The 13,160-nt window shown below is 72.4% G+C and carries 13 protein-coding genes and 2 tRNA genes; 4 read left to right on the top strand and 11 right to left on the bottom strand.

Annotated elements, in window-relative coordinates:
• Positions 1-180 precede the first annotated feature (180 nt).
• Positions 181-948 carry a DUF881 domain-containing protein gene (locus ACF053_RS10990; protein WP_391953573.1) on the bottom strand — a complete coding sequence of 256 codons (768 nt, stop codon included), beginning with the start codon at positions 946-948 and terminating at the stop codon, positions 181-183.
• Between the two features lie 145 nt (positions 949-1,093).
• Here ACF053_RS10990 and crgA point away from each other — a divergent pair, with 145 nt between their 5' ends.
• A complete protein-coding gene (gene crgA / locus ACF053_RS10985) occupies positions 1,094-1,351 on the top strand; it encodes a cell division protein CrgA (protein ID WP_058943850.1) in 258 nt (85 codons plus the stop codon).
• A gap of 255 nt (positions 1,352-1,606) precedes the next feature.
• Here the strand turns inward: crgA and ACF053_RS10980 are convergent, their stop codons facing one another.
• Complete coding sequence (locus ACF053_RS10980) at positions 1,607-2,488, bottom strand: rhomboid family intramembrane serine protease (protein ID WP_391953572.1); 882 nt, start codon at positions 2,486-2,488, stop codon at positions 1,607-1,609.
• Between the two features lie 241 nt (positions 2,489-2,729).
• Positions 2,730-3,257 carry a peptidylprolyl isomerase gene (locus tag ACF053_RS10975; protein ID WP_391953571.1) on the bottom strand — a complete coding sequence of 176 codons (528 nt, stop codon included), beginning with the start codon at positions 3,255-3,257 and terminating at the stop codon, positions 2,730-2,732.
• A 194-nt stretch (positions 3,258-3,451) separates the two neighbouring features.
• On the opposite strand from ACF053_RS10975, the gene ACF053_RS10970 reads away from it, so the two are divergent.
• Positions 3,452-4,156, top strand: a complete 705-nt coding sequence (locus ACF053_RS10970) for a DUF5324 family protein (RefSeq protein WP_391953570.1) — start codon at positions 3,452-3,454, stop codon at positions 4,154-4,156.
• Between the two features lie 2 nt (positions 4,157-4,158).
• On the opposite strand, the gene ACF053_RS10965 is transcribed toward ACF053_RS10970, so the two are convergent.
• Entirely contained in the window at positions 4,159-4,599 is a 441-nt protein-coding gene (locus tag ACF053_RS10965) for a DUF6344 domain-containing protein (protein ID WP_391953569.1), read from the bottom strand.
• 383 nt (positions 4,600-4,982) lie between these two features.
• Positions 4,983-5,055: transfer RNA gene (locus tag ACF053_RS10960), tRNA-Ala, on the bottom strand.
• A gap of 149 nt (positions 5,056-5,204) precedes the next feature.
• Here ACF053_RS10960 and ACF053_RS10955 point away from each other — a divergent pair.
• Entirely contained in the window at positions 5,205-5,753 is a 549-nt protein-coding gene (locus ACF053_RS10955) for a helix-turn-helix domain-containing protein (RefSeq protein ID WP_391953568.1), read from the top strand.
• Between the two features lie 64 nt (positions 5,754-5,817).
• Positions 5,818-7,155 (top strand): serine/threonine-protein kinase, encoded by a 1,338-nt coding sequence (locus ACF053_RS10950; RefSeq protein WP_391953567.1) that lies wholly within the window; start codon positions 5,818-5,820, stop codon positions 7,153-7,155.
• A gap of 1 nt (position 7,156) precedes the next feature.
• Here the strand turns inward: ACF053_RS10950 and ACF053_RS10945 are convergent, their stop codons facing one another.
• From ACF053_RS10945 to gyrA, 6 genes are all read right to left on the bottom strand, one after another.
• The gene (locus tag ACF053_RS10945; protein ID WP_391953566.1) at positions 7,157-8,494 is read right to left on the bottom strand and encodes a hypothetical protein; all 1,338 of its coding nucleotides are present in this window, start codon (positions 8,492-8,494) and stop codon (positions 7,157-7,159) included.
• 417 nt (positions 8,495-8,911) lie between these two features.
• On the bottom strand, positions 8,912-9,040 hold the full coding sequence (locus ACF053_RS10940) for a DLW-39 family protein (protein ID WP_010467770.1): 129 nt from the start codon (positions 9,038-9,040) through the stop codon (positions 8,912-8,914).
• 305 nt (positions 9,041-9,345) lie between these two features.
• Positions 9,346-9,585: a hypothetical protein gene (locus ACF053_RS10935; protein ID WP_391953565.1), complete on the bottom strand. Its 240-nt coding sequence runs from the start codon at positions 9,583-9,585 to the stop codon at positions 9,346-9,348.
• A 122-nt stretch (positions 9,586-9,707) separates the two neighbouring features.
• A tRNA-Ile gene (locus ACF053_RS10930) sits at positions 9,708-9,781 on the bottom strand.
• Between the two features lie 58 nt (positions 9,782-9,839).
• Positions 9,840-10,499 carry a DUF3566 domain-containing protein gene (locus ACF053_RS10925; protein WP_391953564.1) on the bottom strand — a complete coding sequence of 220 codons (660 nt, stop codon included), beginning with the start codon at positions 10,497-10,499 and terminating at the stop codon, positions 9,840-9,842.
• A 3-nt stretch (positions 10,500-10,502) separates the two neighbouring features.
• Positions 10,503-13,154, bottom strand: coding sequence for a DNA gyrase subunit A (gene gyrA, locus ACF053_RS10920; RefSeq protein ID WP_391953563.1), 2,652 nt, complete (start codon positions 13,152-13,154; stop codon positions 10,503-10,505).
• Positions 13,155-13,160 lie beyond the last annotated feature (6 nt).

The following is a 13,160-nucleotide window of genomic DNA, read 5'->3' as shown; positions in this document are numbered from 1 at the left end:
GGCGGCTGTGGAAAGCCGCCCGCTCGGCCCGCGTCACACGCCCCGGCCCACCCTGCCCCGCCCTCCCCCAGCCCCGCCCCAGCCGCCGGACGGACAGGGGCGGACGGGCAGGGGCGGACGGGCAGGGGGGACGGGCGGAGCAGGACGGCCCCGGGAGCAGGGGCCCGGGGCACCACCCGGTCAGGCGGCCGGCTCGGCGTAGCGCAGGTCGACGGTGCCGGTGTAGCCGGGCAGCGTCATGGCGCCGCGCGAGTCGACCTGCCAGCCGAGCCCGTACGCCTTCACGTACAGCTGGTAGTTCTGGACCGCGGGGGAGAGCGCGAGGGCCCGGCGCAGCTTGCCGGTGTTCCCGACGGCGGTGATCCGGTAGGGCGGGGAGTAGACGCGGCCCTGGAGGATCAGGGTGTTGCCGACGCAGCGGACCGCGCTGGTGGAGATCAGCCGCTGGTCCATGACCTGGATGCCCCGTGCGCCGCCCTGCCAGAGGGCGTTGACGACGGCCTGGAGGTCCTGCTGGTGGATCACCAGGTCGTTGGCCTGCGGCTCGGGGTATCCGGGGGCGGCGCGGGCGTCCGGCGGGGCGTCGTTGAGCGTGACGGTGAGGCCGTCGCCGGAGACCTCGGTGGTACCGGCCGCCTTCTCCAGGGCTCCGAGCCGGGCGTCCTCGGCCTCGCTGGAGCCGGCGTCGCGGCGGGCGAGCCCGTCGACCTCCTCGCGCACGGCCGCCGTGGTCTCCTCCAGCTCCTTGTTCTTCTCACTGCGGTCCAGGACGAGATCGGAGAGGCGCAACAGGGAGTCGTCCGTGCGGATGTTGGTGCCCTTGGCCGTGTTGAAGCTCGTGACGAAGATCAGGCCCGCGAGCGCGAACACGGCAGCCGTCAGCAGCCGTACCGGCCGCCACTTCCCGCGCCGGGCGGCTCCCGTGGGAGAGTCGGCTGAATTGCTCAACGTACCCTTATCTCCTTAGGCGTCGCCGAAGCACTACGCTAACGGACGCCTGGGCGAGGAGGCGGGCCACCTCGCCCCGAGCCCATTACCAGCCAAAGTCACCGTTTCCGCGCGGTCACGCAGCGCATCGACAGGAGAGTCCCTCGTGCCGAAGTCACGTATCCGCAAGAAGGCCGACTTCACGCCGCCCCCCGCCGCGAAGCAGGCGACCGCCATCAAGCTGACCAACCACAGCTGGGTCGCCCCGGTCATGCTGGCGCTCTTCGCGATCGGGCTGGCGTGGATCGTGGTCTTCTTCGTCACCGACGGCACGCTGCCCATGGAGTCGCTGAGGAACTGGAACGTCGCCGTCGGCTTCGGCTTCATCGCCGCCGGCTTCGCCGTCTCGACCCAGTGGAAGTAGCGGAAGCGTCCTCTCACGTCAAGCACTCGTGAGGGTTATCCACAGCGTTGTACACAGCCGTGGAAAAGGTCAGACCATCTGTGGATAACCCGCATGATGTTGACGCCGATGTGACTGCGCGACGCACCCGAGCACAGCCGTAGCGCCCCTCGCCGCACCGAAAAGACCCAGGTCAGCGACGAGGGGCACGGGTGTTCCCGACAGGCGGCAGCGAAGCCGTCACAGGCTGTGGACAACTATGGGGAAAGCCGGTGCTCAGCTGAGCGCGGCCGTTCTCATCACGGTCATGCCGACGGTCGCCACCAGCACCAGCGCGCAGACGCCCCACTGCACCACGGGCCGCCGCTCCCGCGGGCCGCTCACCAGGCCGTACGCGATGACCGCCCCCGCGACCAGGCCGCCCAGGTGCGCCTCCCAGGCGATGGTGTCCCGGAAGACCGCCGTGATGAGGACGTTCAGGGCGATCAGCCCCAGCACCGGCCGCAGGTCGTACCGCAGCCGCCGCACCATGACGAACGTCGCGCCCATCAGCCCGAACACCGCGCCGGACGCGCCGAGGGAGCCCTGGTTCGGCGCCGCGACCACATAGGTCAGGGCGCTGCCCGCCAGGCCCGACAGCAGGAACAGCGCCAGGTACCGGACGCGGCCGAACGCCGCCTCCAGCGGACCGCCGAGCACCCACAGGCCCAGCATGTTGAAGCCGATGTGCCAGACCTCCTGGTGCAGGAAGACCGACGTCACCATCCGGTACCACTCGCCGTCGGCGACGCCGATCACCCGGCCCAGCTGGAGGTCGTAGGCGAGACCGATGAGCAGCGTCCGGTCGACGAAGTCGGCGACGAACAGGCCGGCCAGGAAGACCAGCGCGTTCGCCCCGATCAGCACCTTGGTGACGAGGTGGGGATCGCCGGCCGTGAGGGGGCCGCCCGCGATGTTGCGGGGACGTGCGGCCGCCGCGCCGTGCCCCGTGCCCGACCCGCTCCGCACGCACTCCGGGCACTGGAAGCCCACCGACGCCTCGACCATGCAGTCCGGGCAGATCGGCCGCTCGCAGCGCGTGCACCGGATACCGGTCTCCACCCCCGGGTGGCGGTAGCAGCTCGACAGCCCGTGCTGCGGCGCCTGGTCCTGCTCCATGGGGATCCCCTCGTCGTCGTGCGCGTACCAACGCCCCGCCCATCCTTACGGACGGGCGGGGCGGAAAGGTTCCCGGGCGGACCGTGGACGGCTCCCCGGCGGAGCGGCAACCCCGGGAACCGGGGCCGGCGCAGGCGGGCCGGGTGGCCGGTGGGCCAGGCGACCGGCCGGTGGACCGGGCGTCCGGTGGCCGGCGGGCCGGCGGGCCGGGTGACCGGGATGGTCGCCCGCGGTCGGTCGGTCAGCGGGACTCGACGACCACGGACTCGATGACCACGTCCTCCACCGGACGGTCGGTGCGCGGGTTGGTCCGGAGGGCCGCGATGGCGTCCACGACCTTCTTGCCGGCCTCGCTGGTGACCTCGCCGAAGATGGTGTGCTTGCCGGTCAGCCAGGTCGTCGGCGCGACGGTGATGAAGAACTGCGAGCCGTTGGTGCCCGGTCCCGCGTTGGCCATGGCCAGCAGGTAGGGCTTGTTGAAGCCCAGGTCCGGGTGGAACTCGTCCTTGAACTCGTACCCCGGCCCACCCGTGCCGTTGCCCAGCGGGTCACCGCCCTGGATCATGAAACCGCTGATCACCCGGTGGAAGACCGTGCCGTCGTACAGCGGGTCGGTGGTCTTCTGACCCGTCGCCGGGTTCGTCCACTCGCGCTCACCCTTGGCGAGCTCGACGAAGTTCCGGACCGTGACCGGCGCGTGGTCCGGCAGGAGCCGGACCTCGATGTCGCCGTGGTTCGTCTTCAGGGTGGCGTACAGCTGCTCGGCCACGATGTGCCTTCCTTAGGTCTTCCCTTACGGGTCCGATCCTCGCATGGAAGCCGCGACAGCGGACAAAAGCGAGGAGGGCCACGCGACGATGCCCCGGATGCGCGCACCCGCATGCCGAGCGAGGGGCCCGGAGGCATGATTTCGAAAAGGGCGGAAAGGTGAGATATCAACCCGCCACCCAGGAGGAGGATCCCGTGACCCGCATGGACAGCGTGCGCGCCGCCACCGACACGGCGAAGGAGAGCGTGCTGCACGCCGCGGACGTCGTGGCGCCCTACGCCGGCGCGGCCAAGGAACAGGCCGCGCTCTACGCGCACGCAGCGCGCGTGAAGGTGGCGCCCAAGGTTTCCCGGGCCGCCCAGCAGGCCGCCTGTCAGGCCCGCGCGCAGTACGGCGCCTACGTCGCCCCGCATGTGCCGCCGAAGGTCGACGCCGCCGCGCAGCGCGCCGCGTACCGGACCCGGCTGGCGGCGCGTCAGGCCGCCGACTTCACCGTGCCGCGGGTGGAGAGCGCGGTGGCCGCCGCGGGACCGGTGGGTGCGGAGGCCGTGGCCCGTTCCACCGCCGCCCTCGCCGCCCTGCGCGGCCAGGTGACGGTGAAGGAGGTCCGCAAGCTGGTGCGCAAGCACGAGCGCCGGATCAGGATGCGTCGTGCGGCCAAGGGAATGGCCGTGGCGGGCCTGGTCATCGGCGGTGCCGTGGCCGTGTGGAAGTGGTGGGACAACCAGGCCAACCCGGACTGGCTGGTGGAACCGCCCACCGAGGTCCCCGAGCGTTCCCCCCTCGTGTCCGTCGACGGCAGCGGACCGGACGCGTCGCTCGCCGAGGCGGACGCCGGGGGCGGGTCGACGGAGGCCACCGGGCTGGAGACGAACGAGAACGGCGACGACCGCCGCTGACGTTACGGCGCCGCGGTGACGGCGGCCGCGGCGACGGGCACGACGGCCTTCGCCCCCACGGGGGCGGGGGCCGTTCCGGCGTAGGCGGCGACAACGTCCCCGACAGGAGCGGCGGCGGCCACGTCCCCGGCGCGGGCGGCGCGCATGCGGCGCACGGCGGGCGAGGAGCCGTGCGCCTCGGCGCGGATCCGCTGCTTGATGGTCGGCGGCAGCGCCCGCTCCCCCGCCACCGGCCGCCCGGGCACGGGACTCGACACCGGACCCGCGGTGGGCCCGGCCGACCGCTGCCCCGGCAGGGCCACCGCGGCGGAAGCCGGGCCGGCGGCGAGCGGGTGGCCCGAGACCGGACCGGCGGTGGGCACGGAGCGCCTCAGGGAGGCGAGGACGCCGCAGAAGAAGGAGACGATTGCGGTCCAGAACTGCTGGATCCTGACGGCGGCCATGGCCCCTCGCTTTCCCACACATCCCGATTGGGCGATCTGCATACCTTCCTCATGATGTGTACGCAACTCGGGATCCGGGGGAGCGACGCCGCCGTCGCGCAGATCTTCCGATGAACACCACCCGTGTGGAGCAGCACCAGGTGGCACGGGTGCGCCGAGCACGGTAGAGGACCCTCCCGATGTCCTGCCTGAGCCCGCGCCGAGCCCGACCCGAGGCCCGCCCGGCCCCCGACCTCGGGCCGGCACCGGCCCCCGCCCGGTCCATCGGTCCCCGGCCTCGTCCCCGCCTCCGGGGCGCCGTGGGACGCCCCCCGCCGTGCGCGGGAGACGCGAAGAAGACCCCTCCCATCGCGGTGTCCACAGGTGGGAGGGGTCTTCGGAAGTGGAGCCTAGGGGAGTCGAACCCCTGACATCTGCCATGCAAAGACAGCGCTCTACCAACTGAGCTAAGGCCCCGGGGACCGCCCGGTCTCGGCGGTCGCAGACCAGAGTACCGGGTGACCGGGGGTGTCCCGCAAAAGCATTGGGGCTCCCCGTGGAACACCACTCTCCGTAAGATGCTCCGCGAGGTTCGCAGCAGCGAACCGGAGCGATGGGGAGACGCCATGGATGCCGCACAGCAGGAATCGACCGCCAGAGCCAGAGAGCTCCAGCGCAGTTGGTACGGGGAGCCGTTGGGGGCGCTCTTCCGTCGGCTCATCGACGACCTCGGGCTGAACCAGGCCCGGCTCGCCGCCGTCCTGGGTCTTTCCGCCCCGATGCTGTCGCAGCTGATGAGCGGCCAGCGCGCCAAGATCGGCAACCCGGCCGTCGTCCAGCGCGTCCAGGCGCTCCAGGAGCTCGCGAGCCAGGTCGCCGACGGCAGCGTCAGCGCGGTCGAGGCGACCGACCGGATGGAGGAGATCAAGAAGGCGCAGGGGGGCTCGGTCCTGACCGCCTCCAGCCAGGCGCCGACCAGCTCGGGCGCGCCGACGATCCGCCGGGTCGTCCGTGAGATCCAGTCGCTGCTGCGCTCCGTCGCCGCGGCCGGGGACATCATCGACGCCGCGGACTCGCTCGCCCCCACCCACCCGGAACTGGCAGAGTTCCTCCGGGTGTACGGCGCCGGGCGCACCGCGGACGCGGTCGCGCACTACGAGGCGCACCAGAGCTGACGGCGGCGGCGGGCAGCGGGCGCCATCGGGCGGCATCGCACGGGAACGGGGGCGGCACGGCGCGATGGGTGAGGTCTTCGCGGGGCGGTACGAGCTGGTCGACCCGATCGGGCGCGGGGGCGTGGGCGCCGTGTGGCGGGCCTGGGACCAGCGCCGCCGCCGGTACGTGGCGGCGAAGGTGCTCCAGCAGAGCGACGCGCACACCCTGTTGCGCTTCGTGCGGGAGCAGGCCGTGCGCATCGACCACCCGCACGTCCTCGCCCCGGCGAGCTGGGCCGCCGACGACGACAAGGTCCTGTTCACCATGGACCTGGTCGGCGGCGGTTCGCTGGCGCACGTCATCGGGGACTACGGGCCGCTGCCGCCGCGGTTCGTCTGCCTCCTGCTCGACCAGTTGCTGTCCGGACTGGCCGCGGTGCACGCGGAGGGGGTCGTGCACCGTGACATCAAGCCGGCGAACGTCCTGCTGGAGGCGACCGGGAGGGGGCGGCCGCACCTGCGGCTGTCCGACTTCGGCATCTCGATGCGCAAGGGCGAGCCGCGCCTCACCGAGACCCACTACGTCGTCGGGACGCCCGGCTACTTCGCACCCGAGCAACTGACCGGCGCCGAACCGGACTTCCCGGCCGATCTGTTCGCGGTCGGTCTGGTCGCCCTGTACCTGCTGCAGGGCCGCAAACCCGACTCACAGGCGCTCGTGGAGCACTTCAGGGCGCACGGGACACCGGGCGCGCCCCAGGGCGTCCCCGAGCCGCTGTGGCAGGTCCTCGCGGGGTTGCTCCAGCCCGACCCGGAGGCACGGTTCCGTACGGCGACGGGCGCGCGGAAGGCCCTGGCGTCGGCGGTCGAGCTGCTGCCGGACCCGACGGGCGAGGAGGAGCCCGTCGAGGTCTTCGACCAGGTGGGCCCGCTGCCGCCCGGATACGGCCCGGACGGCCCCGTCGCCGCACCGCCGCCCGGGTACGGCCCGTGGTCTTCGTCCCCGTCGCCCGCGCCGGACCCGGCACCGGCAGCGCCGGCGGGAGCGGCGTCCGGGACGAGCGACTTCCACCTGGCGCCGCCGCCCGCGCGCCTCGCCCCGGCGGCGTCCCCGCCCCCGGCCGCCGCCCCGTCGACCCCGGCGTCCCCGTCGGCCCCGTCAGCCCCGTCGGCGTTCCCGGTGGCCGGGCCCGCCGCCCCGGTACAGCCGTACGGGTCGTACGGGTCGTACGCGCCGTACGCACCGCACCCCACGGCGCCGTACACGGCACCGTCGGCCCCCGCCCCCGGCGTCGGACCGACTGCGGCCCCGGCACCCGCTCCGCGCGTGCGCCCCGGCCCGCCCCGGGCGGTGGCCGTCCCCGTCGTCCTGCTGGCCCTGATCTGTTACGCCGTCGGGTTCTGGGCGCTGACCCGCGTCTGAGTCACCATCCGCGGCCCTGCGGCGGCCCGTACCCGGGCACCCCCACGGCCCCCGGCGCCCCACCGGCCCCGGCGCCCGGCCCCGTCTCCGCCGCCGCGCGTCGCCGCGCCAGGAGCGTCCAGGCGCCGAGCCCGCCGAGCAGCAGCGTGCCGGCTCCGATGCCGCCCGCCGCGACGAGCCGCATGGCGCCGCCGCCTCCCGGCTCCGTACCACTGGCGCCGTCGACCGCCGCGCGCCGGTCGCCGTCCGTCACGGCGAAGATCCCGGCGGGCCCGGCGTACGGGGGCGCCGCCGCGGCGTCGTGCTCCACGTTCACCCGCAGCGTCAGCCCGTACGGCTTCTTCCCGAACACCTGCGCCACCTTGGGGTTGAGGCTGACGCGCAGGTAGTACCACCCGGCGAAGCGCATCCCGTTGGTCTCGGTGTCCGAGGCGAACCGGTTCGCGTATGCCACCGGGGGCAGCGGGTCGAGGGTCGCCGACTTCTGCTTGCCGTCGTACGCCAGGGAGTCGGCGCTGTCGACGAGGCCGAGCGCGGGGTTGTACAGCGAGACGGGGAGCGCCCCGGACACGAAGCCGCCGCCGGCCGCACTGCCGAGGTCGGCGCTGACGAAGAGCTGCTGGCCCCAGTCGACCGGGATCCGGTAGAAACGGCTCTCGCCCGGCTCGATGCGGTCGGTCCACTCGCCCTCGGCGAGCCCCGGCGCGTCGGCGAACCCGGTGCCCCCCGCCCGCTCGCGGGGGCCGCCGGCGGGCGGTGCGGGCGAGGCGCTCGGCCAGCCCTCCGGCGCCTCGGTCGGACCGGACGACGAGAGCGTCGGCTCCAGGACGTGCCGCAGCTCCAGGCCCCAGGGCTCGGCCGACGAGGCGTCCTGCCCGTCGCGCTCCACGACGACGTAGTACGACCCGGCCTCCCGGCACCGCGACCGGTCGGCTTCGAGGGTGCGGTGCGCGTACGCGGCGAGCGGCCGGGCGAAGTCGGCGGACCCGAACTGCGTGGTGGCGCTGGAGCAGTCGGCGCCGTCGCGGTCCTGCAAGGACACGGAGAGCTGGTCCCGATAGGACAGTTCGGCACCCCGGGGCGGTACGGCGACGGCGGAGACGTACCCGTGGTGGGCGTCGTCCAGGTCGACCCGGTAGATCAGTTTCCCGTCGCGCCGGATGATGTCCTTGTACACGGAGCCGGCGGCGAGCCGCGGCGCGTCGCTCGTGGTGGAGGCGCCGTCGACCGGCCGGGCCTCCGCGGCGAAACCGTACGCGGCGGGTTCGCCGGCCGCCCGCGCCGGCCCCGCCCCGGCACCCGCGGCGAGCAGCGACCCCCCGACCAGCACGGCGGCCACCGCCGTCCGCGCCCCGGCGCCCGTCGCGGGCCGACCGCTCCTCCGCGCCCCGCCGGCCGACCCCGGACGACCGCCGGCCGCCCCACTCCCGCTCCGGTCCCGCCTCTTCACGCTCTTCCCCCCGTCGTCACCACGGCCGCACCATCCTGCCCCGTCGCCCCCGCCGCTGTCTGCGACGGCAGCCCATGAGCCGCGACCCACCGGCACCCCACCCGCTCCCTCCGGCGCACTTCGCGCCCGCAACGAAAGACTTCGCTGCCGTGAAGGGACAGGCCGGGGCGGCGGAAGGAAGGGAGCCGGGGGCAACGCGAGGAACGGCTCGGGGAGACGGAGGAAGCGGAGAGGGGGCGGCCACGACGACGAGGGGCCCCGGTCGCTTCCCAGCGACCGGGGCCCCTCACGAACAGTTGACGCCTCTCACGAACCCGCGGGCACGGAGTCGGTCGCCTCCGTCCACAGATCCTGCTCGGCGCGATCCGCCTGGATCTGGCGGTACACGAGGAGCCCGCCGATGGCGGCCAGTGCGACCAGGAGGAGCTTCTTCACCGCGCGACCTCGTCTTTCGTTGACGTAGGGAGTCCTTATGGCGCCCGACTATACACACCGACCGATATCAATCGGTGACCTGTCTCCGGACGACAGTACGACACCGTCCCGACGCCGCGCACGGCAGGGCGCGGCGCCCGCCGGGGAACACGCGAAAGGCGCCCCCGTCCGGGGGACGCCTTGTCGTCACCGCGGGGCCGACAGGGTGTGAGCCCCTGGCCATCAGCAGCAGATCGATCACGCCAGGCCGATCGCGGGGAGTCGGCAGCGCCGCCCCACCGTCCGCCGTGACGGGCGGTCCGCCCCTACCTCGCGTAGAGGAAGACCACGAGGATCAGTGATCCCACAGCGAAGACGGCTCCCATCCACGCGGCCATCAGTCCTACGTACCGGAAGGTCGCGTAGGCCCTGTCGTAGCCGGCGTTCCAGACTCCGCCGTACGCCCTCGCCGCGGCAGCCCGCCATCCCTGGTAGTCGGCGGCCAGGCCCATGCCCAGGAGCGACATCAATAGGGGGACGAGGACGTTCATCACGGCTGCCGGCACCCGCTCATCCTAGGCGCGTGATCACCAGGGAGCCTGGCGGCATCCGTCACCCGGGCGGCTGTCCGAAGTGGCCCGAGACGCCGGAGGCCCCCAACCGTTACCGGTTGGGGGCCTCCGCACTGTGGGGCTAACAGGATTTGAACCTGTGGCCTCATCCTTATCAGGGATGCGCTCTAACCAACTGAGCTATAGCCCCTCCGCGCTGCGCGCTGACCTCTGAAGATTAGCGCACAGGACGGCTCCCGCCAAAATCGCTACTCGTCCTCGGCGAGCGTCAGCTCCACGCCGCCCACGAAACCGGCGGCGAGGTTGTAGATGAACGCGCCGAGCGTGGCCAGCGCCGTGGCGAGCACCACGTCGATGACCGCGATCACGGAGGTGAAGAGCAGCACGCGGGGGAGCGACAGGAACGCCTGGAGGTCGAACCCGTTGCTCGCCGTGGACCCGGTGGCGTCACTGATCGTGGCGCCGACCGTGGAGAAGACGCCCATGGCGTCCATGACCATCCACAGCACCGCCGCCGCGACCACCGTGCAGATGCCCAGGGCGATGGAGAGCAGGAAGCTCACCTTCATCACCGACCACGGGTCCGCCTTGGCGACCCGCAGCCGCGCCTTGCGCGTGCGCGGCGTGGTCTTGGCACCCGTACGGGGGCGGCGAACCGTCGCGGAGCCGTGGGCGTCCTCCTGGCCGTCCGCCCCGTACGCCTGCGGCGGGTGGTACGGCTGGGCCTTCTGCTTGCCGGTGGAGGGCCGTCCACCGGGCAGCGGCCCGTCCTCTTGTGTGTCGTAAGGGGGCTTCGCCCCCCGGGTGTCGGTCACCGCTACCCCCTGGGAGTCCGTGGCTGGGCCACGGGCACCGTTCGCTCTCTTGGCGGCCGAGCCGGCCGAACCGGCGCCCGTGGCTCCGCTCACGCTTTACTCCTCGTGCTCCCCGGCCGGGGACTCCGTGTCCCCGGCTGCCTCGACCACCGCGCCGGTGTCGGCGGCGGCCTCGGTTCCTTCCGCGTCCGGAACCACACCGTCGGCCGCTTCGGTCTCCTCGACCGCCTCGGCCTCGGCACCGGCCTCGGCGTTCCGTGCGATACCTACGACGGCATCGCGCTTGCCCAGGTTGATCAGCTGGACACCCATGGTGTCACGGCCGGTCTCCCTGACTTCGTTGACGCGCGTGCGAATCACACCACCGGACAGCGTGATGGCGAGGATCTCGTCGGTCTCCTCGACCACCAGCGCGCCGACGAGCGAGCCGCGGTCCTCCACGATCTTCGCAGCCTTGATGCCCAGACCGCCACGGCCCTGCACCCGGTACTCGTCGACGGGCGTCCGCTTGGCGTAGCCGCCGTCCGTCGCGGTGAAGACGTACGTACCGGGGCGGACGACGTTCATCGACAGCAGCTCGTCGCCCTCGCGGAAGCTCATGCCCTTCACGCCGGAGGTGGCGCGGCCCATCGGGCGCAGCGCGTCGTCCGTCGCGGTGAAGCGGATGGACTGGGCCTTCCGGCTGATGAGCAGCAGGTCGTCCTCGGCGGAGACCAGCTCGGCACCGATCAGCTCGTCGTCGCCGCCGTCCTCCCGCTCGCGCAGGTTGATGGCGATGACGCCGCCCGAACGGGGCGAGTCGTAGTCCTTCAGCGACGTCTTCTTCACCAGACCCGCCTTGGTCGCGAGGACCAGGTACGGCGCGGCCTCGTAGTCGCGGATCGCGAGGATCTCGGCGATCTGCTCGTCCGGCTGGAAGGCCAGCAGGTTGGCGACGTGCTGGCCGCGGGCGTCCCGGCCGGCGTCCGGCAGCTCGTACGCCTTGGCGCGGTAGACGCGGCCCTTGTTCGTGAAGAACAGCAGCCAGTGGTGCGTGGTGGAGACGAAGAAGTGGTCGACGATGTCGTCTTCCTTCAGCTTCGCGCCCCGCACGCCCTTGCCGCCGCGCCGCTGCGAGCGGTAGTCGTCCGTCTTCGTGCGCTTCACGTAGCCACCACGCGTGATGGTGACGACGATGTCCTCCTCGGCGATCAGGTCCTCGATGGACATGTCGCCGTCGAACGGCACGAGCTGGCTGCGGCGGTCGTCGCCGAACTTCTCCACCAGCTGTGCCAGCTCCTCGCTGACGATCTGCCGCTGGCGGGTCTCGGAGGCGAGGATGCGGTTGTAGTCGTTGATCTTCGCCTGGAGCTCGTCGTGCTCGGCGACGATCTTCTGGCGCTCCAGGGCGGCCAGGCGGCGCAGCTGCATCTCCAGGATGGCGTTCGCCTGGATCTCGTCGATCTCCAGCAGCTCCATCAGGCCGCCGCGCGCGACGTCGACCGTGTCGCTGCGCCGGATGAGGGCGATGACCTCGTCGATCGCGTCGAGCGCCTTGAGCAGACCGCGCAGGATGTGCGCCCGCTCCTCGGCCTTGCGCAGCCGGAAGCGCGTACGGCGGACGATGACCTCGATCTGGTGCGTCACCCAGTGGCGGATGAACGCGTCGAGCGAGAGGGTGCGCGGCACGCCGTCGACCAGCGCGAGCATGTTCGCGCCGAAGTTCGTCTGCAGGTCGGTGTGCTTGTAGAGGTTGTTGAGCACGACCTTGGCGACCGCGTCCCGCTTGAGGACGATGACCAGCCGCTGGCCGGTGCGCGAGGACGTCTCGTCGCGGACGTCCGCGATGCCGCCGATCTTGCCGTCCTTGACCAGGTCGGCGATCTTCTGCGCGAGGTTGTCCGGATTGACCTGGTAGGGCAGCTCCGTGACCACCAGGCACTGGCGGTTCTGGATCTCCTCGACCTCGACGACCGCGCGCATCGTGATGGAGCCACGGCCCGTGCGGTACGCCTCCTCGATGCCCTTGCGGCCGACGACGAGGGCGCCGGTCGGGAAGTCGGGGCCCTTGATGCGCTCGATGAGCGCGTCGAGCAGCTCCTCGTGGGAGGCGTCGGGGTGCTCCAGCGCCCACTGGGCGCCGGCCGCGACCTCGCGGAGGTTGTGCGGCGGGATGTTGGTCGCCATGCCGACCGCGATGCCGGCGGAGCCGTTGACCAGGAGGTTCGGGAAGCGGGACGGCAGGACCGTCGGCTCCTGGTTGCGCCCGTCGTAGTTGTCCTGGAAGTCGACGGTCTCCTCGTCGATGTCGCGGAGCATCTCCATCGACAACGGCGTCATCTTGCACTCGGTGTACCGCATGGCGGCGGCCGGGTCGTTGCCCGGGGAACCGAAGTTGCCGTTGGAGTCCACCAGCGGCAGCCGCATCGACCACGGCTGGGCCAGGCGCACGAGCGCGTCGTAGATGGAGGAGTCGCCGTGCGGGTGGTAGGTGCCCATGACGTCGCCGACGACGCGGGCGCACTTGTAGAAGCCCTTCTCGGGCCGGTACCCGCCGTCGTACATGGCGTACAGGACGCGCCGGTGGACGGGCTTGAGGCCGTCCCGCACGTCGGGCAGCGCACGCGACACGATGACGGACATCGCGTAGTCGAGGTACGAGCGCTGCATCTCGGTCTCGAGCCCGACGGGCTCGACCCGCATGCCCACGCCGGGGACGACGGGCTCCTCTTCGGGCGTCACGGCGGCGGGGGTGTTCTCGTCGGCCATTGCTGG

The organism is Streptomyces kanasensis (genome assembly GCF_043077165.1).
Classification (GTDB): Bacteria; Actinomycetota; Actinomycetes; order Streptomycetales; family Streptomycetaceae; genus Streptomyces; species Streptomyces changanensis.
The sequence above is the reverse complement of the archived record's forward strand: the minus strand, read 5'-3'. Positions and strand labels throughout refer to the sequence as shown.